General features: G+C 60.4%; 29 protein-coding genes. 10 read left to right on the top strand and 19 right to left on the bottom strand.

Going from position 1 to position 26,831, the window contains the following annotated elements; all coding sequences use genetic code 11:
- The first annotated feature begins 53 nt into the window (after window positions 1-53).
- The 4 genes from QMK50_RS25775 (at window position 54) to QMK50_RS25760 (ending at window position 3,649) form a co-directional block, all read left to right on the top strand.
- Complete coding sequence (locus QMK50_RS25775) at window positions 54-524, top strand: hypothetical protein (RefSeq protein ID WP_320334357.1); 471 nt, start codon at window positions 54-56, stop codon at window positions 522-524.
- Window positions 521-1,909, top strand: a complete 1,389-nt coding sequence (locus QMK50_RS25770; protein ID WP_159995476.1) for a tripartite tricarboxylate transporter permease — start codon at window positions 521-523, stop codon at window positions 1,907-1,909. Before QMK50_RS25775 ends, QMK50_RS25770 begins: the two co-directional genes overlap by 4 nt.
- Before the next feature lie 113 nt (window positions 1,910-2,022).
- Window positions 2,023-3,297, top strand: a complete 1,275-nt coding sequence (locus QMK50_RS25765) for an OprD family porin (protein ID WP_320334356.1) — start codon at window positions 2,023-2,025, stop codon at window positions 3,295-3,297.
- A gap of 142 nt (window positions 3,298-3,439) precedes the next feature.
- Window positions 3,440-3,649 (top strand): hypothetical protein, encoded by a 210-nt coding sequence (locus QMK50_RS25760; protein WP_159995472.1) that lies wholly within the window; start codon window positions 3,440-3,442, stop codon window positions 3,647-3,649.
- Between the two features lie 29 nt (window positions 3,650-3,678).
- Here QMK50_RS25760 and QMK50_RS25755 read toward each other — a convergent pair whose 3' ends face one another.
- Both QMK50_RS25755 and QMK50_RS25750 read right to left on the bottom strand, forming a co-directional pair.
- The gene (locus tag QMK50_RS25755) at window positions 3,679-4,005 is read right to left on the bottom strand and encodes an AzlD domain-containing protein (protein ID WP_095168521.1); all 327 of its coding nucleotides are present in this window, start codon (window positions 4,003-4,005) and stop codon (window positions 3,679-3,681) included.
- Window positions 4,002-4,742, bottom strand: a complete 741-nt coding sequence (locus QMK50_RS25750) for an AzlC family ABC transporter permease (RefSeq protein ID WP_320334355.1) — start codon at window positions 4,740-4,742, stop codon at window positions 4,002-4,004. Before QMK50_RS25750 ends, QMK50_RS25755 begins: the two co-directional genes overlap by 4 nt.
- A 114-nt stretch (window positions 4,743-4,856) precedes the next feature.
- On the opposite strand from QMK50_RS25750, the gene QMK50_RS25745 reads away from it, so the two are divergent.
- Window positions 4,857-5,507 carry a histidine phosphatase family protein gene (locus tag QMK50_RS25745; RefSeq protein WP_320334354.1) on the top strand — a complete coding sequence of 217 codons (651 nt, stop codon included), beginning with the start codon at window positions 4,857-4,859 and terminating at the stop codon, window positions 5,505-5,507.
- 91 nt (window positions 5,508-5,598) lie between these two features.
- On the opposite strand, the gene QMK50_RS25740 is transcribed toward QMK50_RS25745, so the two are convergent.
- The 4 genes from QMK50_RS25740 to QMK50_RS25725 all read right to left on the bottom strand — a co-directional run bounded on the left by QMK50_RS25740 (window position 5,599) and on the right by QMK50_RS25725 (window position 8,532).
- Complete coding sequence (locus QMK50_RS25740) at window positions 5,599-6,366, bottom strand: amino acid ABC transporter ATP-binding protein (protein WP_095168525.1); 768 nt, start codon at window positions 6,364-6,366, stop codon at window positions 5,599-5,601.
- Window positions 6,363-7,022 carry an amino acid ABC transporter permease gene (locus tag QMK50_RS25735; RefSeq protein ID WP_320334353.1) on the bottom strand — a complete coding sequence of 220 codons (660 nt, stop codon included), beginning with the start codon at window positions 7,020-7,022 and terminating at the stop codon, window positions 6,363-6,365. The genes QMK50_RS25740 and QMK50_RS25735 overlap by 4 nt, the downstream gene beginning before the upstream one ends.
- Before the next feature lie 10 nt (window positions 7,023-7,032).
- Window positions 7,033-7,680 (bottom strand): amino acid ABC transporter permease, encoded by a 648-nt coding sequence (locus tag QMK50_RS25730; protein WP_159995468.1) that lies wholly within the window; start codon window positions 7,678-7,680, stop codon window positions 7,033-7,035.
- 63 nt (window positions 7,681-7,743) lie between these two features.
- Entirely contained in the window at window positions 7,744-8,532 is a 789-nt protein-coding gene (locus QMK50_RS25725; protein WP_095168529.1) for an ABC transporter substrate-binding protein, read from the bottom strand.
- Between the two features lie 370 nt (window positions 8,533-8,902).
- Here QMK50_RS25725 and QMK50_RS25720 point away from each other — a divergent pair, with 370 nt between their 5' ends.
- Window positions 8,903-10,153, top strand: a complete 1,251-nt coding sequence (locus tag QMK50_RS25720; RefSeq protein ID WP_320334352.1) for an aspartate aminotransferase family protein — start codon at window positions 8,903-8,905, stop codon at window positions 10,151-10,153.
- A gap of 907 nt (window positions 10,154-11,060) precedes the next feature.
- On the opposite strand, the gene QMK50_RS25715 is transcribed toward QMK50_RS25720, so the two are convergent.
- Together QMK50_RS25715 and QMK50_RS25710 are read right to left on the bottom strand one after the other, a co-directional pair.
- Entirely contained in the window at window positions 11,061-11,591 is a 531-nt protein-coding gene (locus tag QMK50_RS25715) for a glyoxalase superfamily protein (protein ID WP_320334351.1), read from the bottom strand.
- Window positions 11,592-11,841: 250 nt separating this feature from the next.
- The gene (locus QMK50_RS25710; RefSeq protein WP_320334350.1) at window positions 11,842-14,889 is read right to left on the bottom strand and encodes an aminotransferase class III-fold pyridoxal phosphate-dependent enzyme; all 3,048 of its coding nucleotides are present in this window, start codon (window positions 14,887-14,889) and stop codon (window positions 11,842-11,844) included.
- A gap of 139 nt (window positions 14,890-15,028) precedes the next feature.
- Here QMK50_RS25710 and QMK50_RS25705 point away from each other — a divergent pair, with 139 nt between their 5' ends.
- Window positions 15,029-15,463 (top strand): Lrp/AsnC family transcriptional regulator, encoded by a 435-nt coding sequence (locus QMK50_RS25705; RefSeq protein ID WP_095169736.1) that lies wholly within the window; start codon window positions 15,029-15,031, stop codon window positions 15,461-15,463.
- 7 nt (window positions 15,464-15,470) lie between these two features.
- On the opposite strand, the gene QMK50_RS25700 is transcribed toward QMK50_RS25705, so the two are convergent.
- The 4 genes from QMK50_RS25700 to QMK50_RS25685 all read right to left on the bottom strand — a co-directional run bounded on the left by QMK50_RS25700 (window position 15,471) and on the right by QMK50_RS25685 (window position 17,610).
- Window positions 15,471-15,971: a DUF2867 domain-containing protein gene (locus QMK50_RS25700; protein ID WP_320334349.1), complete on the bottom strand. Its 501-nt coding sequence runs from the start codon at window positions 15,969-15,971 to the stop codon at window positions 15,471-15,473.
- 115 nt (window positions 15,972-16,086) lie between these two features.
- On the bottom strand, window positions 16,087-16,518 hold the full coding sequence (locus tag QMK50_RS25695) for a carboxymuconolactone decarboxylase family protein (protein ID WP_320334348.1): 432 nt from the start codon (window positions 16,516-16,518) through the stop codon (window positions 16,087-16,089).
- Between the two features lie 28 nt (window positions 16,519-16,546).
- Entirely contained in the window at window positions 16,547-17,167 is a 621-nt protein-coding gene (locus QMK50_RS25690; RefSeq protein ID WP_320334347.1) for an FMN-dependent NADH-azoreductase, read from the bottom strand.
- On the bottom strand, window positions 17,164-17,610 hold the full coding sequence (locus QMK50_RS25685) for a GNAT family N-acetyltransferase (RefSeq protein ID WP_320334346.1): 447 nt from the start codon (window positions 17,608-17,610) through the stop codon (window positions 17,164-17,166). Before QMK50_RS25685 ends, QMK50_RS25690 begins: the two co-directional genes overlap by 4 nt.
- A gap of 87 nt (window positions 17,611-17,697) precedes the next feature.
- Between QMK50_RS25685 and QMK50_RS25680 the strand changes: the two genes are divergently transcribed.
- Window positions 17,698-19,098 (top strand): PLP-dependent aminotransferase family protein, encoded by a 1,401-nt coding sequence (locus QMK50_RS25680; protein WP_320334345.1) that lies wholly within the window; start codon window positions 17,698-17,700, stop codon window positions 19,096-19,098.
- Between the two features lie 58 nt (window positions 19,099-19,156).
- On the opposite strand, the gene QMK50_RS25675 is transcribed toward QMK50_RS25680, so the two are convergent.
- Together QMK50_RS25675 and QMK50_RS25670 are read right to left on the bottom strand one after the other, a co-directional pair.
- Window positions 19,157-19,381 carry a hypothetical protein gene (locus QMK50_RS25675; protein ID WP_095169730.1) on the bottom strand — a complete coding sequence of 75 codons (225 nt, stop codon included), beginning with the start codon at window positions 19,379-19,381 and terminating at the stop codon, window positions 19,157-19,159.
- 104 nt (window positions 19,382-19,485) lie between these two features.
- The gene (locus tag QMK50_RS25670; protein WP_320334344.1) at window positions 19,486-20,202 is read right to left on the bottom strand and encodes a class I SAM-dependent methyltransferase; all 717 of its coding nucleotides are present in this window, start codon (window positions 20,200-20,202) and stop codon (window positions 19,486-19,488) included.
- A 223-nt stretch (window positions 20,203-20,425) separates the two neighbouring features.
- Between QMK50_RS25670 and QMK50_RS25665 the strand changes: the two genes are divergently transcribed.
- On the top strand, window positions 20,426-20,974 hold the full coding sequence (locus tag QMK50_RS25665) for a YdeI/OmpD-associated family protein (protein WP_320334343.1): 549 nt from the start codon (window positions 20,426-20,428) through the stop codon (window positions 20,972-20,974).
- Between the two features lie 27 nt (window positions 20,975-21,001).
- On the opposite strand, the gene QMK50_RS25660 is transcribed toward QMK50_RS25665, so the two are convergent.
- Window positions 21,002-22,216 carry an aldose 1-epimerase family protein gene (locus QMK50_RS25660; RefSeq protein WP_320334342.1) on the bottom strand — a complete coding sequence of 405 codons (1,215 nt, stop codon included), beginning with the start codon at window positions 22,214-22,216 and terminating at the stop codon, window positions 21,002-21,004.
- A 106-nt stretch (window positions 22,217-22,322) separates the two neighbouring features.
- Window positions 22,323-23,222 (bottom strand): alpha/beta hydrolase, encoded by a 900-nt coding sequence (locus QMK50_RS25655; protein WP_320334341.1) that lies wholly within the window; start codon window positions 23,220-23,222, stop codon window positions 22,323-22,325.
- A gap of 238 nt (window positions 23,223-23,460) precedes the next feature.
- On the opposite strand from QMK50_RS25655, the gene QMK50_RS25650 reads away from it, so the two are divergent.
- On the top strand, window positions 23,461-23,919 hold the full coding sequence (locus QMK50_RS25650) for a GNAT family N-acetyltransferase (RefSeq protein WP_320334340.1): 459 nt from the start codon (window positions 23,461-23,463) through the stop codon (window positions 23,917-23,919).
- A gap of 123 nt (window positions 23,920-24,042) precedes the next feature.
- On the opposite strand, the gene QMK50_RS25645 is transcribed toward QMK50_RS25650, so the two are convergent.
- The 3 genes from QMK50_RS25645 to QMK50_RS25635 all read right to left on the bottom strand — a co-directional run bounded on the left by QMK50_RS25645 (window position 24,043) and on the right by QMK50_RS25635 (window position 26,824).
- Window positions 24,043-24,774: a CPBP family intramembrane glutamic endopeptidase gene (locus QMK50_RS25645; protein WP_320334339.1), complete on the bottom strand. Its 732-nt coding sequence runs from the start codon at window positions 24,772-24,774 to the stop codon at window positions 24,043-24,045.
- Window positions 24,775-24,904: 130 nt separating this feature from the next.
- Window positions 24,905-25,285 (bottom strand): hypothetical protein, encoded by a 381-nt coding sequence (locus tag QMK50_RS25640; protein WP_237234988.1) that lies wholly within the window; start codon window positions 25,283-25,285, stop codon window positions 24,905-24,907.
- 120 nt (window positions 25,286-25,405) lie between these two features.
- On the bottom strand, window positions 25,406-26,824 hold the full coding sequence (locus QMK50_RS25635; RefSeq protein ID WP_320334338.1) for an aldehyde dehydrogenase family protein: 1,419 nt from the start codon (window positions 26,822-26,824) through the stop codon (window positions 25,406-25,408).
- Window positions 26,825-26,831 lie beyond the last annotated feature (7 nt).

Genomic DNA, 26,831 nt, shown 5'->3' with positions numbered 1-26,831 from the left:
ATCTCTTCACGTTCATAACAATAAAAGCCCGCAAGGGCAGTGGGAGAACCTCCATGAAACAAGAGCTCTACGAAGTCTGGGGCGACACGGTCGACGCCCGTCACCTGGTCTACGCCATTGGCATTGGCGCCACCGTCAGCCTCGGCACCTTCTTCATCGCGCAACACCTGCTGGTGGGCTGGGTCGAGTCGGCACAGATGGCCCGCGCCTACGCGATGCTGGTGGGGATCCTTGGCTGCCTGGCCGGTGGCGCCATCAGCGCGCGGCTGTTCAAGCCCAAGCGGCATGTGATCGAGCACGTGGCGGATCCGGCATGGCGAGCAAAAATCCTCATTGAATTGCAGAACGAGTACGGCCCCCTCGGCCGCCTGTCCGACCTGCCGCCGGCGACGATCGCGGAACTGCGGGAAATGGACCTCTACGAGCTGTTTGCCGATTACGAGAAAGGCCTTGCCGCGCCAGATGTCCCGGCAGCCCCCGGCGCATCCATCAGCGCAGTACGCAGCCATGGGAGTCGGTCATGATCGCTCCCCTGTTGGATCAGATTCTCATCGCCTTGGGCATGGGCATCCTCGGCGCAGTGATTTTTGCCGGGATCGGACTCATCTCCGGCAGCGATGAAACCACTACCCTCGCCCCCTTGACCTTGCTGGTGGTGCTGCTGGGCGTACCCGCCGCCGGGGTGCTGACCTTCTTCCTCGCGGGAGCGGTGGCCAAGCACATGACCCATGCCGTGCCCACGGCGCTGCTGGGGATTCCGGGCGACACCATGGCCACGCCACTGATGCGCGAAGCCAACTTCCTGCGCAACCTGGGCGTTCCGCACATCGCCCTGCGCAAGATGATTTCCGGGGCAGTGATTGCGGCGTTGATCGCGGTGCCGATGGCCGTGCTGTTCGCCCTGATGCTCGCGCCCTTCGGTGACATGATCAAGCATGCCGCCCCCTGGGTATTCCTGCTGGCGGCAATCGCCATCGCCTGGTTCTCCAAAGGTCGCCTGGCGGCCGTGCTGACGCTGATCCCCTTCGTCATGGTGATTGTCGGCCTGCAAAGCATTACCGGGCAGTACGGGGTCAAGCTCAGCGTCAGTTACTTCCTGGGCATAGCCATCGGACCGCTGATCGCCGCGCTGTTCTCCATGCTTGCACCGGCCGAGCGGGCAACCATGCGCCGTGAGGAAGTGCGCACGTTCTCGCTGTCGCCCGACGTCAAAAGCTGGGGCGGGTTTTTCCCCAATCCTCTCAAGGTGCTGGACAGCAAGCAGAGCATGTGGACGGCGATTACCGCGGTCGTCTCCAGCGCCACCTTTGTGTTCAGCCCGGTCGCCATGACCGTGATCATGGGCGAGGTCGTCGGCTCGCGGATCAAGCACGTCTACCATCGCCTGACCACGGTCATTACCGCGCGCAATGGGGTGACCGAATCCACCTACCTTGCCGAGGCACTGATCCCGCTGATCGCCTTTGGCCTGCCCCTGAGTCCTGTCGCTGCGGGCCCGGCTGCGCCATTGTTCAATGCGCCTCCGCGTTTTAGCGTCGACACCGCAACGGGCCAGGTCAACAACCTGCACACCCTGCTCAACACCTGGGAGTTCCTCGGCTACGGCATGTTGGCGGTGGTGGTGGCGATCCTGATCGCTTACCCGTTCACCATGAATTACGCCCACAGGGCAGCGTCCTATGTGTCGCGCAAGATCAGCCACGAGGCAGTGATCTCGACCTTCGTCGGCCTGATCCTGGTGATCGGCATCTGGGAGGGCGGCCTCCTGGGCTTGGCGGTGATCGTCACCATCGGCCTGCTGGGCGGTTTTCTCTCACGCTTCCTGGGCTTCAACATCGGGGTGCAGTTCATGGGCTACTACACCGCCGTGCTCACGGTCCCGGCCCTGGTTGCCCTGTTGCACAGCTAGGGCTTGGCGGCACCTCGTCCCGTCGTAAGCCACCACTACTCAAACAGCGCAGTTTTTTCGCAGGCCTCGCCCTGCGGGGGAGTCCTGCGCTTTAAAAAAAGGAAATAACAATAATGAAGATCCTTGCACGCTCAAGCGCACCCCGCCTGGCCACCCTCTTGCGACCTGCAGCGTTGGGGATTGTGTGCTCGACCGCTGCGGCCGGGGCATCGGCCGAAGGTTTTGTCGACGACGCCAGCGCCACCCTCAACCTGCGCAACTTCTACCACAACCGCAACTTTGTCGACCCGACCTATCCGCAAGGCAAAGCCGAAGAGTGGACGCAAAGTTTCATCCTCGACATGCGTTCAGGCTATACCGCCGGCGCAGTCGGCCTTGGGGTCGATGTGTTGGGCCTGTACTCGCTCAAGCTCGATGGCGGGCGCGGGACTGCCGGCACCCAATTGCTGCCGACCCATGACAGCGGCAGGCCCGCAGACGACTTCGGCCGCCTCGGCGTGGCGCTCAAAGCCAGGTTCTCCGCCACCGAACTGAAGGTCGGAGAATGGATGCCCCTGCTGCCGATCCTGCGCTCCGATGATGGCCGTTCCTTGCCCCAGACCTTTCGCGGCGCACAGCTGACTTCAAGGGAAATTACCGACCTGACCCTCTACACCGGGCAGTTTCGCGGCAACAGCCCGCGCAACGACGCCAGCATGGAGCGCATGTTCATGGCCGGGCGGCCCAGCGCGACCTCGGATCGCTTCAACTTCGCCGGGGGTGAATACCAGTTCAATGACAAGGCCACCCAGGTGGGCCTGTGGCATGCCCAACTGGAGGATATCTACCAGCAGCAATACCTGAATGTGCTGCATAGCCAGGTGCTGGGAAGTTGGAAACTGGGGGGCAACCTGGGGCTGTTCCTGGGCGACGAGGATGGCGCGGCCAAGGCCGGCGAGATGGACAACAAGACTGTGTCACTGCTGCTGTCCGCCAAGACCGGCGCCAACACCTTCTACCTGGGCCTGCAGCGAGTCTATGGCGAGACCGGCTGGATGCGGGTCAACGGCACCGCCGGCTACCCCTTGGCCAACGACACCTACAACTCGAGCTATGACAATGCCCGGGAGCGCTCCTGGCAACTGCGTCACGACTTCGATTTCGCGGCGCTGGGGGTACCAGGGCTGACGATGATGAATCGCTACCTGTCCGGCGACCATGTCCAGACCGCCAACACCCGCCAAGGCAAGGAATGGGGCAGAGAGTCCGAGCTGGCCTATGTCATCCAGAGCGGCCCGCTCAAGGACCTCTCCGTGCGCTGGCGCAACTCCACCCTGCGCCGGGACTTCAGCAACTACGACATTGATGAAAACCGCCTGATCTTCAACTACCCCATCAAGTTCCTGTAGTCGCAGGCCCCTGCGTCGGCAAGCCAACGCCTGCAATCGGCGCAGCGCAAAAAAATTGCGCTGCGCCCCTGCCGACGCACACGCGTCCGGCCTCCTCCCGCTGATGTGGCTGCTACGCTGAAACCACCACGGAGGATTCACCATGCCCAATTCCGACCTGCTGCCTTCCCTGCTCTTCAAGCTCAACGAAAACCAGCTCGCCCTCGAAGCGGCCATCCTGGAGTTGTCGAACTGGGTCGAACTGAGCGGCTCGGCCGATGTCGCCGACCACGTGCGCAGCGCCCTGGACACCATCGACCACAACGAGGAATTCATCAGCCTGACGCTGGCGGTGCTGATGACGCCCGAGTGAGCCAGTGCCTGCCCCCGGCACAGGTGCCGCTACCCGGCAAAATACTTCAACAACCACAACGCCCCCATCCCGACCGCCAATGTCAGGAGCGTGTTGCGCGTCTTCCAGGCGACCCAGGCCGCCAGGATGGCCGCGGGTATCTGCGCATTAGCCAGGACAAATTCACCCTGGCCACCGGGGTACACCACGGCGGGCAGCACCAGGGCCGCCAGCACACTCGCCGGCACGTAGAGCAAGGCTCGCCTGAGCAGCGCCGGGATGCGCAAACGGCCATACAGTTCGACAAAGGAAAGACGCATCACGAACGTGCCCAGCCCGACCGCCAGGAACAGCCCCCACAAGCTCAGGTCGCTCATCGTGGTTGCCCCTCGGCATCAGCGACCGGCGCTTCGCTCGATGGCCGCTTGCGCATACTCTCGAGCAACACACCCGCCACCACACCACCAATGGATGCACTGACCAGCCCCAGGTTGTAAGGCATATCCACCGCAAACACCGCGATCAATCCGCCCACCGTGGCGGCACCCAGACTCGGTGCACTGCGTATACCGGGAACCAGCAGCGCGAGAAACGACAGCGGTATGGCAAAACTCAGCGACCAGCTTTCAGGGATATTGGCGCCCAGGTAAATGCCCGCCAATACCGACAGCTGCCATACCAGCCACATCGCGACGGCGGTGCCGGCATAGTAATACTGGGCAAACCGCCCGAGTTCACCGGAGGCCAGCTTGAGGCTGCAGAGGGCGTAAGACTGGTCGGAAAGCATGTACGACAATGGCCAGGTCCAGCGTCGGGGCAAATGATGCAGATGGGGCGCCAGTGACGCGCTGTACATGATGAAGCGCAAGTTGATCACCAGGGCCGTGACCACAATCGCCACCGGCATGACACCGGTATGCAGCAATTGCAGCGCGACCATCTGCGCCGATCCCGAGTAGAACAGCAGCGTCATGCCCATGGTCGTGCCGGGCGACAGGCCCAGGCTGATCGCCATGACCCCCGTCAACAAACCAAAGGGCACGACCCCGGGACTCAATGGCATGAGTGCCCGCACACCGTGCATGAACGCTTCCCTTGCTGTGCGGTAAGACATTTGGACTCCTTCTATTGTGTTCGCGCCGCCAGGTATCGAGACCATAAAGCTTACAAAGCCTTGCCGGGGGATTTATCGTGTGCGGATGGATTATTGAGTGAGAGGTGGGACCTGGTGCTGACCGTAACGTGGATAAGACATGGCGAGAGCGCCGCCAATGCTGGCGGAGCATCATCGGACCCGGCCCTGATTCCCCTCACCGAGCGCGGCAGAGCCCAGGCCCAGGCCATTGCCGAGTCTATTGAGGCCGCACCGGACTTGATCGTTATGTCGCCGTTTACCCGAGCCCAGGATACCGCGGCCCCCACCCTCCGAAAATTCCCGGCGACCCCGGTGCAGGTGTGGCCGGTCGAGGAATTCACCTACCTCTCGCCCGTGGACTGCATGAATACAACGGCGGCGCAAAGACGTCCATGGGTTCAGGCGTATTGGCACGCGGGTGAGCCGGATCACAGCAACGGACCCGGGACAGAGTCATTCCATGGCCTGGTGCTGCGCGCGCAAACAGCGCTGCAGCAACTGCAGGGCAAGACCGGCTCGGTACTGGTGTTCGGCCATGGGCAATTCATGCAAGTCGTACGCTGGCTGATTCTGCTGGCGCCCCAGCGAATCGATGCCGCTGCCATGGGCTCGTTTCGCGGATTCGATGAGGTCAATCCCATCGTTAATGGTGAAGCGGTTTGCTTCACCTTTGATGGAATGCGCTGGTCGAGCGCAGGTGTATTTTGTAGGAGCGAGCTTGCTCGCGATGAACGTCAACGATGACCCGCCACGCCTGACTCAACGCGGCGTCCTTACGTCCATCGCGAGCAAGCCGCAAGCGGGCGCCCGCTCCTACAGAGAGAACCCGTACACGCTACCGATCGTGCAGATGCTTTTTCAGGAATGACCGAGTCCGCTCATGAACGGGGTTTTGCAGGATGTCCTGCGGCGCGCCCTCCTCCACTACCACCCCTCCGTCCATAAACACAATCCGATCCGCCACTTCGCCGGCAAACCGCATTTCGTGGGTGACGATCAACATGGTCATGTGCTCGGCAGCGAGCTGCTTCATGACCTGGTTGACCTCCTCGACAAGCTCGGGGTCGAGAGCCGATGTCGCCTCATCGAAGAGCATCACCTTAGGCTGCATCGCCAGCGCCCTGGCAATCGCCACGCGCTGCTTCTGACCACCCGACAGCCGCGAAGGATACTCATCGAACTTGTTGGCCAAGCCCACTTTTGACAAATATTCCATTGCCAGTTCACGCGAGGCTTTTTTCGAAAGGCCTTTGAGCTTGATCGGGCCAAGGGCAATGTTTTCAAACACGGTCAGGTGCGGAAACAGGTTGAAGTGCTGGAACACCATGCCCATCTGCTGGCGCACCGCGTTGATATGCTGCTCATAAGCGCGGCCTTTCAAGGGTCGATTGACTTGTTCACCCTCCAGCCAGATCTCGCCATCGTTAAGCACTTCCAACTGATTGATTGACCGCAACAGCGTGCTTTTACCCGAACCACTGGGGCCGATGATGGCGACGATTTGTCCGCGCGAGACCGAAAGATCGATGCCCTTGAGTACTTCGAGTGCGCCGTAAGCCTTACGTGCACCCTTGACCTCAACCATGAATTTTTCACTGTTCATCGTGACATCTCTACCTTTTTTTCGAGAAGGTGCAGGCCGACTTCCAGAACCAGATTGGCTGCATAGTAAATAACCGCAACAGTCAGATAGAACTCAAACGGGCTGTAGGTTTCACTCACGGCAAGCTGGGCGCTATACACCAACTCGGCAATACCGATGATGGAAACCAGCGACGTGTCCTTCAGCAGGACAATCAGGTTGTTGCCCAGGGGGGCAATGGTGCTGCGCAGCGCTTGCGGGACGATGACGTAACGCTGGGTCTGGCCACGGCTCAGGCCAATGGAGCGGGCCCCTTCGATCTGCCCAGGGTCCACTGACACCACGCCGGCGCGAATCACGTCGGAGTTGTAGACCGCAAAGTGCAGGCTTAAACCAATGATGCCTGCCCCCAATGCGGGAATGTCGATACCGACCTGCACCAGGCCGTAATAAATCACGTACAACTGCAGCAGCAGTGGCGTGCCCATCAGTAGCCAGGTAATAAAACGCACCGGCAGCGCCATCAGTTTTGGCGCATACAGCACGATCAGCGCAAAGGCGATCCCCGCCAGCAAACTCAAGATGCTGGAACTGACGAACATCACGACCGTCCACCACAGACCCGTCGCCAGCAACTCGGAATAAGGTGTAACTATGCTTAGATCCAGACCTTGCATGGGTATGTTCTCACCTTGCCGCGAAACGATTATCGAGATAGTCGACGACAAATCGAACCGAGTAGACCATCACGATGTACAGCAACGCTGACACCATGAAAATTTCAAAGGGTTTGTAGGTCGAGCTGATAAAACGTTGCGCGGTATAGGAAAGTTCAACCACCGAAATAGTCGATACCAGGGCCGAGCCTTTGATCAGTGCGACCGCGTTGACCCCCAGCGGGCGAATCATCAACTTGGCAGCCTGGGGCAGCGTGACCAGCCACAACGTCTGGCGGCGCCCGAACCCAATGGAGCGAGCGGCTTCTTCCTGGCCCGGGTCGACGTTGCTGATGGCGCCGCGAATGGACTCGGCCATGTAGGCCGCAATGTTCAGGCCCAGGCCAATCACCCCTGCGGCGAACGGCTCCAGCTCAAGGCCGATCTGCGGCCCGCCGAAGTAAATGATGAACAATTGAACCAGGCACGGCGTGCCGCGAAAAACGCTGACGTAGATTCTTGCCAGGCACCGGAACAGGAACACCGTGGACAACCGCGCAGCCACCAGCACGAAAGCCACCAGCAAACCCAGGAGCAGAGCCAACACCGAGATTTGCACGGTAATCCACGCCGCTTCGAGGAAAAACGGGAATGTGCGCTGTATGAGTGTCAGATCCATGGGAACCCTCGGAAAAGTCGGATTGACTGGCCCGACCCGAGGTCGAGCCAGGCCTGCGATGAATCAACGGATATCGTTGCCAATCCACTTCATCGAGATCTTTTCGTAGGTGCCGTCGGCGAGCATGTCCTGCAGGGCCTGCTGCATCGTCGCCTTGAGCTCAGGGTTGTTCTTGCGCAGCGCAATGCCCATGCCTTCAATACCACCGTCGCTCTCGGGCGGGGTAATGATGCGCACCTTCTGCCCGGTTTCCTTGACGGCCACCAGCACCGGAACACTGTCCATCACCAGCGCGTTGATCCGCCCGGCCTCGAGGTCGACCAGCATTTCCGGCAGCCCTTTGTAGGTCCTGACCTTGAGGTTGCCACGCGCCCGGGCCCACTTGTCGTGGGCATCGCCGAGCGTGACGCCGACGGTCACATCCTTGAGGTCATCCAGGCTCTTGATGGGTGAGTCTTCCTTGACCACGATCGTGCGGCCCGCATGGTAATAGGGCCCGACAAAATCCACGGCCTTCTGGCGTTCCGGGGTAATGGTCATGGAGGCGATGATGGCGTCGTATTTCTTCGCCAGGAGACCGGCGATGATCCCGTCGAATGGCGTGGTGACGATTGTCACCTTGACCCCCATGCGCTCGGCCAGGGCCTCGCTGATGGAGGCGTCGAAGCCGACAATCTGGTTCTGTTCATTGGCAAAGCTGAAGGGGGAGTACTGACCGCTCATGGCGATCCGGATCTCCTTGGCCTCCTGGATCTTCTGCAGATCGTCAGCCAGAACAGAGGAGGTGGAAAGTAGCGCCGCGGCCGCCACGGTGGAAGCGACAATCAAGCCTTTGAGCTTTCTGGTTAGCATCGGTTGGCACCTTCGAAGAATTATTATTTATTTTTCAGGGGTTGTTCACCCAGCCTTCACGAAAAGTCTTGCATAGGCAATTTTGGAATGCACCAGGCAAGGTGTCAGCCTGCCTGACACATTGCCGGAGTTGGCCGACACTATGCCGGGTGGAGCGCGAAACGCTCGCTGCAAACCTCTGCCTCGCGCGCCATGGCACAGCGCCGTGGCTGCTGAATGCGAGGTCGACGCAGCGTTGCGCCGGGTTGAAAAATCCGGCGCCGAAATACTTCAAGAGTTTATGGAATGACCGCGGCATTTCTTTTCGCTTGTGGTAGCCAGGCGATCCTCGCTTTCATTGGAGAAAATCCATGCAGCCAGGGGCCACCCAATGACCGCGTCATCCATCAGCGAGTCCATCGCCATTGTCCACCCCATAACCTTGAGCCACGGTCTCAATGCCCATGTCTGGGACACGGACGGCAAGCGCTACATCGACTTCGTCGGTGGCATCGGCGTGCTCAACCTGGGCCATTGCAACCCACCGATTGTCGAGGCGGTGTGCACGCAAGCCAGCCGGCTGACCCACTACGCCTTTAACGCCGCGCCGCACGAACCGTACAAGCAGTTCATGGAGCGCCTGGCCAGGTTCATCCCGGTGTCTTATGCGGTCAGCGGCATGTTGACCAACAGCGGCGCGGAGGCGGCAGAAAACGCGCTGAAAATCGTCCGCGCGGCGACCGGTCGTACGGCGGTCATAGCCTTTGATGGCGGCTTCCATGGACGGACCTTGGCCACCCTGAACCTGAACGGCAAAGTCGCGCCCTACAAACAGCGGGTCGGCACCTTGCCAGGCCCGGTCTATCACCTGCCCTACCCCAGTAAAGACAACGGGGTCACGACTGAGGAAGCACTCAAGGCCCTGGACCGGCTGTTCAGCGTCGAGATCGACGTTAATGAAGTGGCCTGTTTCATTCTCGAACCGGTGCAGGGCGAAGGTGGGTTCCTGGCGCTCGAGCCGCCCTTTGCACTAGCACTGCGCAAGTTTTGCGATGACCACGGCATCCTGCTCATCGCCGATGAAATCCAGTCTGGATTCGGGCGTACCGGGCAACGTTTTGCCTTCACCCGACTGGGCATCGAACCGGATTTGATCTTGCTGGGCAAAAGCATTGCCGGTGGCCTGCCGCTGGGCGCGGTGGTGGGTAAAAAAGCACTGCTCGACACCTTGCCCAAAGGCGGATTGGGCGGCACTTACTCCGGCAACCCGATTGCGTGCGCAGCGGCGCTGGCCACCCTGGACCAGATGACCGATGCCAACCTGGCGGCCTGGGGCGAGTCGCAGGCACAGGCCATCCTCAGCCGCTATCAGGCCTGGCAGCAAGACAAGCTGTCGCCCTATCTCGGTAAGTTGACGGGTGTCGGGGCCATGCGCGGCATTGAGCTACTCACACCCGAAGGCGCGCCCGCCACCGCGGTATTGGCACAGCTACTGGAAAGCGCCAGGCAGCAGGGACTTTTGCTAATGCCCAGCGGAAAATCCCGGCACATCATCCGCCTGCTGCCACCACTGACGATCGAACCGCAAGTCCTGGAAGCAGGCCTGGATATTTTCCAAAGCTGCCTGGCGGCCATTCGCTAAAACGCGCTGGGCCCTGCATAGGTATCTACACAACTGTGGTGTGACATTGCACCTGTGGAGAGAGAACCTGTTTGGGTCGTGACCTCTGGGCCTCTGGGGTGTTGGATTAGACCGAGTACATATCCATTTTTGCGGTAACGGCTTCCTATGGTTCCGCTTTTACAGCGGCTCACTTTTGAACAGCGCAAAAGTAAGCAAAACGCTCTTACCCCACCACTCGGTGCCTCGCTTAGGCTCGGCATGCCCGTACTCCGACATTGATTTGGGGGGCCGCCGCAATGGGCCATCCCTGGCCCAGTGCGGCTAAACCGGCGTCCTGCCGGTTTACCCCCAAATCAATATCGAAGTACGGCCAGCGTGGTTAACGGGGCGCCCAGGATCAAAAACAAAGCGAGGCGGCCTAAAAGCCGACCTGATCGCTAGGGCATGCGCGGTGTGGCTTCTACTTCCTAAGACGCTGACGAAGTCAGCAATCTTTTGATCTCGCTCTGGCTCTGGCTCTGGCTCTGGCTTTGGCTTTTGATCCTGGGCGCCCCGTTAACCACGCTGGCCGAACGCAGGCTTGAAGCCGTGGGTAACCCGGCAGGACGCCGGGTTAGCCGCCCCGCGCCATGGATGGCGCGTGGCGGCGGCCCACGGATTCAAGCCGGAGTGAGGGCACACCGAGCCCAAGCGAGGTGCCAAGTGGTGGGGCAAGAGCCTTTTGCTTACTTTTGGGCTCCTCCAAAAGTGAGCCGCTGTAAAAGCGGAACCATAGGAGGCCGTTACCGCAGAAATGGATATGTACTCCGCCTAATCCAACACCCCAGAGACCGCCACGGCAGCAAGTTCCCTCGCCACAGGCCACTACAAAGTTGTGTAGAAACCTATGCTGGGCCCTGGCTATAGCTCAGGGCCCAGCATCCCATCAGCTTTGGCAGAAGCGAATCCGGTTGCCGAACGGGTCGTACACTTCCAGAACCTTGCCCCAGCCCTGCTCGACTATCTCCGGACGCCCGTAACCGTAGCGTTTGCCCTGCAACTCATCGCGGAGCATGTCGATGTTGTGCATCGGCACGAATATCGTCGCCCCGGGGCTCGCATCGCCATGGTGTTCAGACAGGTGCAGTTGCAGGCCGTTACGGCTGATGCCCAGGTACAGCGGCAGATCCGCTTCGAAGCGATGTTCGAATTCGACGCTGAACCCCAGGAAATCCAGATAAAACTCCCGCGCCTTGGCTTCGTCGAACATTCGCAGGATCGGAATGGCTTTGTCGAAGGTCACAGCGGGCTGGGGACTTTCTTCTGGCAGCAGTGCCGAGGCGGTGTTCCAGTCCTTGTAGCCCAACTGCTGGGCGACCAGTTCAAGCGCGGTGGAGTGGGACACTGGTTGATGGTGCTGCTCGAGCGAAGCACGCAGGTGCTTGGCCATTTGCTTGGCTTTGAGGATAGACAGCATTGTGACTCCCGGAGTCGAAGCATTCTGGTGCTCGCGTTGCCAAACCTCGACTATCAAGAGTGATACAGGAGAGTTTGAAAAAAACCTGCTTTCACCTTTCCCAACGGGAGCGAGCGGCGGGCAGCAGCGGCCAGCGCCGATAGTACACAACCGCTCGCGAAGCTGCCAACCGCTTGATCACCCCCAGGCTTTACGCCAGCCGCAAACGACGTGCGACACCGTGGTTGTCGCACGCCCGCTTCCCGGGGATTTACTGGAGTGCTGCCCGGAAGCTGTCGTCCAGCACTTCCAGCAGGAAGTCCGCATTGGCCTGGCTGAAAATCATCGAGGGACGCATTTTCAGCACGTTGTCATACGGCCCTTCGGTACCGATCAGAATCCCGCGCTCGCGGGCACCATCGGCCACCAGCTTGGCCATGTGCGTGGCGGGCACCTTGGTCTTGCGGTCGGTGACCAGTTCAATCCCAAGGAACAGACCCTGTCCGCGCACGTCGCCGATCACCTCGTAGCGCTGCTGCAATTTGCGGAAGCCATCGAGCAGATAGTTACCCATGGTCAACGCATTGAGCTTGAGGTTATCGCGCTCAATCACCTCCAGTACCGAAAGCCCCACCGCACAAGACACCGGACTTCCGGCAAAGGTATTGAAGTACTCCATGCCGTTGTTGAAGCTGTCGGCGATCTCCCGGGTGGTCACCACCGCCGACATCGGATGGCCGTTGCCAATCGGTTTGCCCATGGTCACGGCGTCGGGCACCACACCCTGGGTTTCAAACGCCCACCAATGGCTGCCGACCCGACCAAAGCCGACCTGGACCTCGTCCGCCAGGCACAGGCCGCCCTCGGCGCGAACCATGGCATAGACTTCCTTGAGGTAGTTTTCCGGGAAGAACAATTGCCCGGCGACGCTGGGAATCGACTCTGCCAAGAAAAATGCCGGGGCCCTGCCCTGCTTGCGCATGCAGTCAATCTGCTCCGCCACGCTTTGCGCAAAACGCTTGCCCAGCTCCTCGAACGGCCAATCGTCCGGCGCACGGTAGGCATCCGGCACGATCGCTTCAAACACGTGTTCGGCCCGGCCCTTGCCGGCCTTGCGCTTGTACTTGTAGGGGCTGAGGTCAATCAGTTCCTGAGTGGTGCCGTGGTAAGCCCAATCCAGCACGATGGCATCGTTGCGCCCAGTGTGGTTGCGCGCCATGCGCAGCATGAGGCTGTTGGCTTCACTGCCGGAACAGCCAAAGGACGCCACCGCCAAGCCTTCCGGCAAGGTCGCGGTGAGCCGCTCGGCATACTCCACGATATTGTCGTGCAGGTAGCGGGTGTTGGTGTTCAGGCGTCCTGCCTGGCGCGACAGCGCTTGCACCACATCCGGGTGGGAGTGGCCGAGGTGGCACACGTTATTGAAGCAGTCCAGATAGGCCCGGCCAAAGTTATCGATCAACCAGACCCCATCGCCGCGCACGAACTTGATCGGGTCCGAATAGGAAATCGACAGGTTGGGCAGCAACAGCTCCTTGCGCTTGGCGACAATCTCAGCCTTGGTGCGGCCATCCTGGCTGTAGGTTTCTGGCGGGATCCCGGCCAGCGTCGAGGTGTCGGGGAACACATCGGCCCAGACCTCACGATAGGCCCGTTCACCGACCCCGATGAACTCGCTCGCTTTCAGGCCGATGTCCGTGGACATCTGGAAATGCACGTGGGGAATCCACCCGCCGTTTTCCTGATCCGCCCCCATGTGCCCGACCAGCGCCCCCGCTTCCAGCTGGTCACCGGGCTTCAGGCGACTTAGCGCTTCATGGGCCATGTGGCCCCACAGGGTCAGGAATGGCGGGCACCCTTCAGGGGAGTGCTTGAGCATGATCAGGCCGCCGTAGCCCAACGGCTCCCACTCGACCTCGACGCTCTGCACCACCCCGGCGACCGGCGTATAGAGCGGCGTGCCAGCGGGCATGATCAGGTCGACACCGACGTGCACGATGCGCCGTTGCCCCTGGATGAAGCGCGACTCGAACGCAGCGTCGGTGTAGATGGTTCTTTCCTCCCCCCACGGCCCGATGCCCAGCGGCACCTTGTGCTCGGCCGCAAAGTCTTCCCACCACTGGGTGGCCTCTGCCGGACGCTGCTCGGCGGAAGCGACAGTCATCACATGGGCGGCATCGCCAAACGGCGCAATAGCCTTGTTCATGCTCGCCGCCGATGGCCGCACGATATCCGCGAAGGACTGGCTGTTCTGCGCCACCCAGCGGCGAATCGCCCCCGCGCCTTCGACCGCGTCAAACCCACAGGCCTTGCGCAGGATTGCTGTCGCCAGACGTGGGTTCATCGCGTCCATCCGCTCCAGCAGGCGCCAGGCCGGTGCTTCGCTGATGGCAAGGTAAGGGTTGTCTTGCGTCTGGTCGTGGCGCGAGGCCGACAAGGTCACGCTGGTTACCAGGCGCATGGCGATCAGGTTGAACAGGACGTCCAGTTCCTCCGGCTGCAGCGGGTACTTCTCATGGAACCCGGCAGCCAGGGCGGCGGCCGCGCCGATGGGGTCCTGCATGTCGAGAATCGAATAGGCGCAGGTGATGGCTACTTCGGCGATCAGAATCGTGTGCACCGCATCGCCAAAATCGATGATGCCCGAGACTTTCTGGTGATTGCCGGAATCGACGAGGATGTTCCAATCGTTGCCGTCATTGTGAATGACCTGGGCACGCAGGCGCGCAAGCCGGGGCTGGACCTGTTGTTCGAAGGTCTCGATGAAGCGCTGCAGAATCGCCCTTTTGGCCGGGTCCTTGACGAAGTGCAGGCGTGCCCGCGAACGGGCGGCGTGGCGCAGATCCCAGTCCAGATCGCGCACCGCGCCGGGGTGCATGAAGCCCTGCAGCGCCCGATCGATCTCACCGAAGGACTGGCCAAGGCTGCGCATCAATTCGAAGGTACGCTCGACCTCGGCCATCGGCGTGCCGTGCAGCCAGCTGACCAGGCGCACCGCATGGGTCTCGCCGGAGGCCGCCACTGCCGTGGCGAGGAAATCGCCGGCCAGGCTCTTCTTCAGGAACGGCACGGTCAGTTCGGGATTGTGACTGGCGAGGTGGCTGAGAATGGCCGTCTGGAACTCGCTTTCAACCCGTGGCTCGGTGGAGTTGACGACTTTCAGGATCCACCCCGCATCGCTTTGGGTCTGCAACCGATAGTTGCGATCTCGTTCACCGTCCAGCGGCGTGGCGGTACCGATTACGTTGAAAAGCTGCGCGCCCAGCTTTTCGGCATCGCCTGTCGAGAACTGCGGGGCAGGATGCGAAAGATTAGTCATAGTAATTGTTTTCCAAGCCATTTTTTTCAGATAGCTTGGCACGCGAAACCAGGGAAGGCAGTAAGTATACGGTCGGCTTTGGCCTGCATATTGTCGGAATCGACCGGCACAAAATCGGCAGCAAAAATGGGGAGTTGATATGCGCGACCTGGACACCAAAGACCGCGAAATCCTGGAAATCCTGTCGAAAGAAGCACGCATCGCCCTGAAGGCCCTGGCCGCGAGGATTGGCCTCTCACGCAGTGCTACCAGCGAGCGCGTGATCAATCTGGAACGCAACGGCGTGATCCGCGGCTACCGCGCCGACATCGGCGAAATCGACGCCCACGTGATTCGCGCCATCTTGCTGGTCAGCCTGAAACGCACCCCCGCCATCGGCCTGCTCGACCTGCTGGCCCAGAACTCCCAGGTACGGCGCGTCTCCTCGGTCAGTGGCCAGCTCGACCTGGTGATCGAGGTTGAATCGCGCACCATCGATGACCTCAATCGAGTCAGGGACGCCGTCGCGATTCACGAATCCGTTGAAGACATCACCACCGCAGTGGTCCTGCGGCGCGACATTGATCGGCAGTGATCCGCTGCTAGTCCGTGAGCGCTGATGCGCGCTCTGCCAGCGTGCGCTGCAGTTGCCGCAGATTGCGCTTGATGATCACCTTGTGCGCTGGACCGACCGGCACCATGTAGGCGCGGCCGAAGGCGTTGTGGGTGATCACCGATGAGGTGATCGTCATCACTCGAGCGCTTATCGACAGGCAAATCATCACATCCAGGTGCCGGTCCCGCTCGGTCAAAACCAGCACGTCGGGGGCACAATGCTCCACCAGGAAAAAATCCAGGTAGTCCCCCACACTGACTGTCTCGCGCTGGGTAGCGGAAAAACCGCCGATGCGCTTCACCCCGAACAGCGAGGAAATCCAGTCCCTCACCCGGAACGCCAGGCGCATGAACCACCCGGTTTGCGCGGTGATGATGTTCCATGCCTCAAGCACACTGATATCCGCAGCCAGCGCGGCCGAGCGACAGTCGTAGTAATCCAGTTCGGACAGCGGACGCAGGGTGTGAACAGCTGATGTGCTAACCAAGGATAATCCCTCAACCTGGGTGAAAAGTTGTAGGAGCAGGCACCCGCTCCTACAGTGCGCGCGGTTGCGCGGATTATCAGGCTCACCCAGAATTTTGAGAATAGGATTTTTGCCCTTAGAGCTTCATCCCCACCGCCAATCGGTTGAACGCATTCATCAAGGCCGCAGCCAACGTCAGGTCGCTAATCTCGACATCGCTGAAGTGCGCTTTCAATGGCTCGTACAATTCGTCTGGCGCGCCCTTCTCACTGACGTAGGTGAGTGTCTCGGCCCAGGCCAGTGCGGCGCGTTCGCGGGCGTTGAACAGTTCGCTGATGCGCCAACCCGCCAGGCAATCCAGCTTCTCTTGCGCCACCTCACTGTCGCGCAAGGTCTGCGCATGTTTACCCAGGCAGAACGCGCAGCCGTTGATCTGCGAGATGCGCAAGTACACCAGCTCCAGCAGCGGCAAGCCGAGGGAACTGGTAGCCAGCGCCGAGTTGGTGGCGAGCAGGCCCTGGTAGGCGGCAGGCGACAGGGAAGGAAACGGCAGTCTGAGTTGGCTCATGGTGAAACTCCTGGATAGAAAAAATGGCTCAGGCACAAACGAGATGATTGAACAGTGGCTCCAGTGCCAGGCGGGCGCGGCTATCGTCGAGCGTTGCGCGGACGGCCTCCTCACCCAACACCAAGCCCTGAAGATAAGAAAAGTGCAGGTCGAACAGCCCAAGGGTATTCAGCACATGGCGCAGGTACGAGGTCAGGAAATCCGCTTGCCGGGCCCGCTCGCCCTGGTGAAAACCACCGGAACCGACAATCACGTACACCGGGCGATCGCGCAGCAGACCGGTCTTGCCCTCGGGGCCCGAGCTGAATGTGCGGCGAATGCGCAGGACGTAGTCGATCCACAGCTTGAGCGCGGCCGGCAGGGTAAAGTTGTGCATCGGCGTGGCTATCAGCAGCATATCGCTGCGCTCCAATTCGCTGATCAACGCCTCGGATACGTCGAACGTTGGTGAGTCGAACGGCGTGGCCGTAGTCAGCGCACGCGCGTAGTCCATATCCAGCGGGGGCAACGGCTGCGCGCCGAGGTCACGCTCGACCAGTTCGAGTTGCGGATAGCGATTGCGCAGGGAGGCCACCAGCTCCAGTGCCAACTGATTGGCGTGGGACACCTGCCCCTGCGGGCTGGCATTGAGCAACAACAGATTATTCATGCCGGATTTCCTGCCCGCAGGCTCTGGGTGAAATGCATGCCACGGGCCAACAGCCCCTGGCGAAAATAGAAGCGTTGGGCCAACGGCATATGCAGGCCGGTATCCAGCACCAGGTGATCACAATCGCGCTGCATGGCCTGCTCGCGAACCGCGTTCAACAGTTGCGCGCCTACGCCGCTGCGCTGCAACTGGGGACTGACCACCAGATCATCAACGTAGATGAAACGCCCGTAGAGCAGGTTTTCCAACACGCGGTAACCGGCCAGGCCGACCAGGCGCTCGCCCTCCTGCGCGGCCAGCAAACGGTAGCCCTGCTCCGCCTGCCGAACCAGTTGCGCCACATAGCGGTCCTGGTCATTGAGGTGCGGGCGCAACACGCCCATCAGCGCAAAGCTGGCCGCCAAGGCCTGCGGGTCGTCGAGGTGTTGAAAGGTGTAAGGCATGTGCGTTGTCCGCCGTGAAGAGATGGCTCACTTTAGGGCGGTAATGGCTTAAGCTACAGGGCCGAAAAATGCATAAATGACTAGGCCATGATTCCGTCCTTTCAACTGGACCGCTGCCAACCAGCCCCCATCTATCGCCAGCTGTATCAGCGATTTCGTGAATCGATCGCCGACGGTCGCCTGCGCCCGGGAGACCGGGTGCCTGCCGTTCGCGCACTGGCGGCGGAGCTGAACCTGGCGCGCGGCACCGTCGAAGCGGCGTACCAGTTACTGATTGGCGAAGGTTATCTGATGGCTCGCGGGGCCGCAGGGACGGTGGTCACCCCTCACCTGGCAGCCGTTTCCTCGCCCATCCATCAGCCCCCGCTGGCATCAACCACGTACCTGGCCACCCACAGTGGGACGCAGCCGCTCGCCCTGCAGATGGGCCTGCCAGCGCTGGATGCCTTTCCGCGCAAGCTCTGGACCCGGCTGGCGGGCCGCCAGTTGCGCCAGGCCGGCCTCGAGGGGCTGGTCTACCCGGACCCACGTGGCCATGCGCCGTTGCGCGCGGCCATCGCCACCTACCTGGGCATCTCCCGCGGCATCACCTGCCGCCCTGAGCAGATATTCGTCTGCGCCGGTTATCGCGCGTGCCTGGACCTGATCAGCCACACCCTCATGCAGCCTGGCGATAGCTGCTGGCTGGAAGAACCCGGCTACTTCATGGCCCGCAACGCCCTGCTGGAAGCCGGCGCACAGTTGGTGCCGGTGCCCGTGGATGACCAGGGACTGGACGTCGCACAAGGCATCCGCCGCGCCCCGGATGCCCGCTTCGCCGTGGTCACGCCGACCCACCAGAGCCCGCTGGGAGTGTCGCTGTCACTGCCACGGCGCCTGGCCCTGCTGGACTGGGCCAACAGCCGGGGCAGTTGGATCATCGAGGACGATTACGACAGCGAATACCGCTACCAGGGCAAACCCCTGCCCGCCCTCAAGAGCCTCGACCAACAGGGTCGCGTGCTCTACACCGGGACCTTCAGCAAAGTGCTGTTTCCAGGCCTGCGCCTGGCCTACCTGGTGGTACCGGCCGACCAGAGCGAAGCGTTCGCCCGCCAGGCAGACCGACTGCATAACCACTGCCCGCACCTCCTGCAGGCAACCGTCACGGCATTCCTCAACGAGGGGCACTTCGCCCGGCACCTGAAAAAAATGCGCAGCCTCTACGCCCACCGCCGCCAATGGCTGGTGGAGGCACTGCAACAACAAATGGGTGACCGCCTGTTGATCAACCCCCAGGCCGGCGGCATGCACCTGGTGGTGGGCCTTCGCGAAGGTGATGACAACCAGTTGGCACAGCGTGCCCGGGCCGTGGGTATAGCCGTCGAGCCGCTATCGCAGTGGTACCTCGAAGTCGAGCCCAGGCATGGCCTGGTGCTCGGCTTCACCAACATCACCAGTGCCGAACAGGCAACAGCGGTGGCGCTGCGCCTGGCGCAAATTATCTAGAAGGATGGAGTCAAAAGCAGCGGCGTCGCCGACGTTGAGCGTGCGCAGTGCCAGCCATTCATGACTCGCTCTCGGCGCTCTTGGCAGAATGAAATCCCGCGAAAATCATGCCGAACAGCCAGCCACCGATCATGGCTAGATAGATGGACCTGTACCCTGGGACGGTATAGGCCAGCAAATAATTGAGTGCCGTCACCGCAATCGCGGCAAAGAGAAACTGCTTGCGCGTAAACCTGCTTAGAAAACGCTCTGCGGCGGCGTTCAGGGCCTTGAGGTACTTCATCGGTTTCATCCTTGAAAAACCCGGCAATCCTAACCCAAGCCCCACTGACACACCAAGGCGCAGGCTCCCTCGATTGGCAAGAAACCACAACCTATCGCTGCCGTTCAAATAGTTTTACGTGTTAGCCAGGCACCCCAGAACAGACTACTGAAGAAGCGCGTAGCGTCTGCGAATCCGGCGTCAAACATCAATTGTTGAACCGCCGCCTCGGAATGGGGTGGGTCGGCACCCTGAAGAATTTTCCCCAGCTTGGCCTTCACTTCATCCGCGCTGGCGCCATGCTGTCGCCACCGTTGCCCCCAGGCGGTAAGCAATAACGGTTGGCTGGCATAAGCATATTGATTGCCGGCGACAATCAACGGCGCACCCGGCTTTAGATGGGCCCCAATGGAGCGTAAAATCTGTCGCTTCGCAGCATCCCCCTCGAGATGATGGAGCACCCCGATCAAGGTCGCTGCGTCGTATGACTCATCCGCAACCAGGTCTTCAACATGGCCGAGATGCAGGCTGGTTCGCTCAAGCAGATTGTTTGCCTGCAACTGCTGCGCCGCAGCCTCGAGCATCGGCTCGGATGGATCAACGGCAGTGAAGCGCCAGGTCGGCTCCAGCGCTGCCATCGCAATAATCTCCTGAGCCGTACCACCCGCGCCAACCACCAGTATTTTCGCCGAACGCGCATTGCCCAGGCTTGCCGCCAGCATGCACGCAGCAAGATCCTGGCAGGCGTCATACCCGGCTAATGCGATACGGCTCTGGCGTGCGTACTCATTAGCCCGTGAAGTATCGAATTTTTCAGCTGAATTCAGAGGGGATGATTTCAAGGCAGTTCTCCGTGTCCTTGAATCAAGCTACGCCAGATAATCCGATAAGAAAAATTCATTAATTTTATAAGAGGCATTCCTCAAAGGAATGTTCGGGACGGGTTCTTGTGAGGCGTTAGTTGCACGATGCGAAGGCCAACCAGCGACCATCAGCAGCCGCTGGACAGCCTCGTGACGAGTCGGTAGCGTCGACTTTCCAGACGCATCAGTTGGAGGCGTGGCAATGACAACAGTCGATGTGAAATCCCGATTCGAAGCAACGCTTCTTCGTCCGGCGAAGCCTGGCAATGATACGTCTTGGGCGTTCTTGGTACTGCCAAGAGACGCGAGTGAACAGCTGCCGAGGCGAGGAAGGACGACAGTTGAAGGCACAATCAATGGGCACCCTTTCCAGGCAACCCTTGAGCCGGATGGTCAACTGAGCCATTGGCTGCAGGTCAGTAGAGCGTTACTCAAAGCTGCAGGCGCGGCCGTTGGGGATGTCGTTACACTCGAGCTAACCCCTGTGAAGAAGGAACCCGAGCCTGACATCCCGGCAGATTTCCAGGAAGCACTGGCAGCCGCTCCAGAGGCTCATAAAGTCTGGAAGAATACGACGACCATCGCCCGAGTCGACTGGATACACTGGATCACTTCAGCCAAGCAACTCAAGACGCGCGCAAAACGAATCAGTGATGCCTGCGACATGCTCGCGTCCGGCAAGAAGCACGTTTGCTGTTTCGACCAGTCCGGCTATTACAGTAAGGCCTTCCGCGCGCCCGAGGCCGTCTAAAAGGGGACGGATTTATTATCCCTGGCGTCAGCCCTTGGTCAGATCAACCAACGGCGTCTGCCGCAGCTCAGTCTCCCGCCCACCCTGAATCTCGCTCACTTGCTTCAAGGCCTTGTCCACTGCCGCCTTATCCGCCAACAAGCTGTAGCTGATGCGGAACTGCTTGTGCTCCTTCGGCGCAATTGTCGGGACCAGGTTCAGTGGCCGCTGATAACGACGGTTGTAGGAAAAACTTGTCCCCGGCTCCAGCCCCGTGACATAGCCCTGGCCCTGGGTATCGGTGTTTTTCCACAGGGAAAACACCGGCAGTGTCTGAGTATTGAAGCCGACCGCAACGCCCAGGCTGCCGGCCTTGTTATGCAACACAGTCAACGTATCGCCCTTGGCATCGGCATACGGCACCACGTTGTAAACCGTTTCGTCGTAGTCCTTGGTTGGTGCGCGGTAGGTTTGCCAATCGGGCAGATCGCCCTTGGCCTTGTCGTTGAACGGCGACACCTGTTTTACCGGCGCGGCGAAACGAGCGCCCTGCTCCAGGAACGGCGTACTGAAGTTACTGTGATACAGCGCCTGGTATTCCTTGGGATAGTCGCCGTTGTTGGTCAGGGTGTCGTTGAGGGCGAACACTACGCTGGCGGGTTCGGTGACCAGTTCGGTCGCGACCGAGAAGTCGACCTTCTTGAACGCCTGCTCTTTCAGTTCACCGCGCAGGGTGATGGCGTACGGTGGTTTCTCATCGATGTGCAGGGTGACTTTGTTCGCAGGAATGTTCGCGGCCCGACCGTGCAGGGTCAGCAGCTCGCCGTTGTCGACGCCGGGGTGGCCGACCCATTCGTATCCGCAGCGGGTAACCAGTTCATTGAAACCTTCCAGCCAGCCCAGGCCACCGCGGCCATTGAGTTCGATGAAGGACGGATTGACCACTTCCTTGACCGGCGAATCCCAGCCCATGCGCACATCACCGACCGAGGCCTGCAAGACGTTCATGCCGCGAGTTGGTACTACCGAGAGTTTCATCGTGCCGTTATCGATGTCGACGATGCTGACACCCTCCTGCCGACCGCCGTGCAAGGTGCGCAGAGTAACGCTGAAGGGTTTGTCGGTTTTTATGCCGAGCTGCTGGCTGGTGATCTGCCAGTTCTGGGCGGCTTTGTCGGTGTCGAGCAGAACGTAATCCCAGGCCATGGCGTGGGAGGCAGCGGACAGTGCGCTGAGGGCAACAACGAGTTTGAGCGGGGTCATGGCGGCAGCCTTTCTTGGAGTTGTGCCTTTTTATAAACTTGATGAATCGTTTCAGCAAGCTTAAAAAGGGACAGATTTATTATCCCTGACAACCCACTGCCGCCGCTTACTGGTCCAGGAACTTGATGACAGCACTGGCGAACAGTTCTGGCTGGTCAAGCATGACGAAGTGAAAGCTGCCATCAATGCGCCTGAAACTGATGTTTGGGGTCGACACATAGGCGTTACGGAACATTGCATCAACCTGGGTCGCATCTATGCCGTAAAGCAAATCGTAGGCATAGATGACCTCGACCGGCACCCTGATGCGTCCAAGCTCAGGCCGCAGGTCGGTGACCATCAACTCATGCATGGCATTGGCCACGGTCTTGCGGTCCGAGCGTGTTCCCGCCACGGCCAAGCCTGGCCTGACCGCTTCAGTTTTGGCGAGACGGGCGATGGATGCATGCTGCATGACTTCCGCCTGTTCAGCCGTTGCCGCTAACATTGCATCGCGCATCGCAGCAGCCTGCGGGGTCGCCGCTTCACTGGTCGCCGAAGGGTCAAACAGCAACGCATAAAAGGGCAGCGCATCGACAATCATCAGACGTCCAACTTGGTCGGGATGACGAGCACCTAGCATCAGTGCCACCTCACCGCCCAACGAATGGCCAATGATGGCCGGGGCCTCGATGCGCTGGCTGCGGATATACTCAGCGATCGCCTCGGCCGTCGGCGCTACTACTTTCCCGCCTGGATCGGATACGGCAGGCGAGCCGGCAAAGCCAGCTACCTGTACCAGATGAAGACGGTGGCTCTGCTGTAGTCTGGAGGCCAAATCAGCCCACACTTCGTAAGACGACGCCAATCCCGGAATCAATATGATGTCTGGTCCCGACCCTTGGACCAGCACCGAAATACCACCTTGTTTGATCGCTCCTGGCGGCAGGGGCGCAGCCTGGGCTGGCGATGCAGACACCAGCGCCAACGTTGTGCCGATCCCGGCAAGGATCATTCTCAAACGCATGGCGTTGCCCTTTTAGCGCAATGCGAAAAATAAGCGATATCACAGTCGCCAATCACACCGACGAGTAGGCAGCTTGAGGGGTACATAGCCATTCCTTTGACCGACAAAATTTCGTCACTATACGGAGCACGAAGGCGCCGGGAAACTATCCTCTCATGCAATCATTAGCATCAAAAAGGGGACAGATTTATTATCCCCAAACCCTACCTGCAGGACGAATACATAAGGAGTGTTTCAGATGCTGCGAGTGGATTGGCTCGATAATCAGATGGACAAATGCGGCGTCATGGCCGAATGGATTTATCGGGAATTCAGTTACGAGTTTGCGCAGCAATCTCTTTCGAGTTGGCAACGCGAATTCTCTGATGGACAGCGTGATGGCCGTTGGAAGTGCCTGATCGCAACGGAACGAGGCCAGTTGCTAGGCGGCGCTTCGCTTGCCAGTAGCGACCTAGCTGACCGGCCAGATCTAGGCCCATGGCTTGCGTGTGTTTTCATCACGCCTGAAGCTCGACGCAGAGGGCTCGCTACGCAGTTAATCGAAGGCATCTGCGGCCATGCAAGGGATGCAGGATTCACTACTTTGTATTTGCACACCCACAGCCAGAGCAATTATTACACCAAGCTCGGTTGGGAGGTGTTGGAGCGCTTTGAGGTTTGGGGGAAAGAGCACTGCCTCATGTCACGGAGTTTATAGTTAAAGCCGACTTCGAATTTCCGCCGCTGCTTTTTCATCAATAGTAAAACGCTGGCGTGACGCTGCGTTTTCCCCACAGTCCGGGTCGCTTGCTGGCTATCAGCACTCCCCCTCGACAATCAACTACATGGGCACGGCAATCAGCACTATCGCCGTCCCATGTGCGGCTATGGCAGCACTTACGCCATAGCGCATGCGCACCAAAGCGCAGACCAGCCCCTCAACCAGCGTGAACAGTAAAATCGGCCAGCCAATCCGGGTAACGCTCAGTGCCAGGAACGAATGGCAGGCGGCGAAGGCGATAGCACTGATCAGGGCTGCTCGTAGTGCACAAGTGTGCTGTTCGAGGTGTCCTTGCAGGAACCCGCGAAACAGCACCTCTTCCAGCGCGTTGCCGCCGTAGGCCAGCACGACCATGCCCAGCAACCAAGGCCAGTACCCTGCTATCTCGCCGACATCGGTGCCTTGATAGAGCCGCAGTGGGACACCGATCGCACAGCCGGCAGCGATGCCCAGGGCAAGTCCCGCGGCCAGGTTGCCCTTGCGCCAGACCACGAGTTTCCATAACTCGGGGGCGATCCGTGCCAGAGCGGCGATGATCGCCAGCGACAGAACGCCTAGCGTGGCCAGGACCAATGGATTTGAAATAAAGCCGATCTGCACGCCGCCACTCAGGGACCATAAGCGCAGCGGGGTCATCACATCGCGCATCAGTACGAAGGTCAGCAGCAGGATCACAATGCGTAGACCTGGCTGCGTCTTTGGTGTCAGCCAGAACCACAGGGCACAGAGGCAAAGACCTGGAAGCAGGTAAATGCCGTAGTCGATGAGTAGCGAAAGTCCTTCGGCGATCATTTGGCCGTCCATGGGATGCGAAGCAAATGCTGAGGGTAGGCGCTGCGCAGCAAGCTGAGACTGTGTTTATCCCTGCCTGGTTATTAACGGAGTGAACCGTCGCAGCGTTTGTCGACGAGGTACCAGCTGGCTATTGCTCCTTCGCCTGCCGGAACTCCTCCCGGGTAGGCATCGTCCAGTCCTCGGCTGTTCTTTCATGCACCGAGTCATCGCGCAGCGCGCCATCGTAGGTGAACGTCAGCAAGTAAAATGCAAATGCGGTTGCGGCTAACGCGGCTCGACCCATGGGGTTCGCATCTTTGGATAATCCACCTGGGCCAAGCGCGACCCAACCGCCGCGACAGTACGCAAAGACTGCCTGGATAAGCCATCCGTGCACCAGCAGCGCGCCAAAGAAATTCGGTCCATCCCCGGCAAAACGCACAAAGGCGTTTACCAGTGCGGCCGCGATCATCAACGCCAGTAACCAGTACCGATAGCGCCTCAAGAATGCCAAGACGGTGCTTTCCATTCCCATACAACTCTATCCCTACTAACGATGGCCTGGACTTGCCATTTAACCATAAGGGTTGCAGGCAAGAAGGTTAATCAGGACCTTGATAGTCCCCCCCTTGGCACACGCCTCAAGCCGCTAGTAGCCGAACATCGACTTGCTCTCCAGGTACTCGTCAAACCCCTGCTCACCCCACTCACGTCCATTGCCCGACTGTTTGTATCCGCCAAACGGCGCGGCCTGGTCAGCACGCGCGCCGTTGATGTGGACCATCCCGGTACGCAGTTGGCGGGCCACCGCGCGACTGCGATCCAGGCTCGCCGAGGTGACGTACCCCGACAAACCGTAAAGGCTGTCGTTGGCAATGGCTATGGCCTCGGCTTCGCTGTCGTACGGCATGATCGCCAAGACCGGACCGAAGATTTCTTCACGTGCCACCCGCATATCCGCGGTGACGTCGGCAAATATCGTCGGTTGCACGTAGTAGCCGCGCTGAACCCCTTGCGGCCGGCCCAGCCCTCCGGCGACCAACCGCGAACCCTCGGTCATCGCCTGCGCGATCATCGCCTGTACACGCTCGAACTGCACGGCGTTCGCCACCGGGCCGATGGCTGACGCCGGGTTACTGTCGTCGAAGCACACCTGCGCCAGCACGTCCCTGGCGAGATCAATCACCGCCTGTTGCTGGGCGCGGGGCACCAGCAGCCGCGTCGGCGCATTGCACGACTGGCCACTGTTGCGGATACACCCCAAGACCCCGTGACGCACCGCGTCGGGCAGGACGGCATCGTCCAGCAGGATGTTCGCCGATTTTCCGCCCAGCTCCTGGGACACCCGCTTGACCGTATCGGCCGCCGCCTTCGCCACGGCAATGCCAGCGCCGGTCGAGCCGGTAAAGGACACCATGTCCACGTCGGCATGGCGTGCCAGCGCGGTACCCACGCCAGGGCCGTCGCCGTTGACCAGGTTGAACACGCCTTTGGGCACCCCGGCCTCATGCAGGATTTGCGCGAGGATCAGCGCCGACAGCGGCGCGCGCTCACTCGGCTTGAGGACCACGGTGCAACCCACCGCGAGGGCGGGCGCGAGCTTGCAGGTGAGTTGATTGAGCGGCCAGTTCCAGGGCGTGATCAGGGCGCATACGCCAATCGGCTCGCGCACCACCAGCGTATTGCCCAGGCGCCGTTCGAAGCGGTACTCGCGCAACACCTGCAGCGCCTGCGTCAGATGGCCCAGCCCCGCCGGCACATGGGCACTGCGGGCCAGGGACAGCGGCGCGCCCATCTCCAGGTGAACCGCTTCGATCAACGCTTCGCTGTGGCGTTGGTAGCCTTCGATAATGCGCTGCAGCAGGTCGATACGCGCTTGCAGCGAACTCGCGGCAAACGCCGGGAACGCCTGGCGGGCCGCACTGACTGCACGGTCCACATCCTGCGCGTCACCGAGGATGATGCGCGCCACCGCCTGCTCGGTGGACGGGTTCACCACTGTTTCGACGGTTTCGCCATGGGGTTTGACCCAGGCGCCGTCGATGTAGAACTCAAACAAATCGGACATGCCATCG

It is taken from the genome of Pseudomonas sp. P5_152 (assembly GCF_033989915.1).
Taxonomy (GTDB): domain Bacteria; phylum Pseudomonadota; class Gammaproteobacteria; order Pseudomonadales; family Pseudomonadaceae; genus Aquipseudomonas.
Note: the sequence above shows the minus strand (reverse complement) of the source record. Positions and strands in the feature narration are given on the sequence as shown.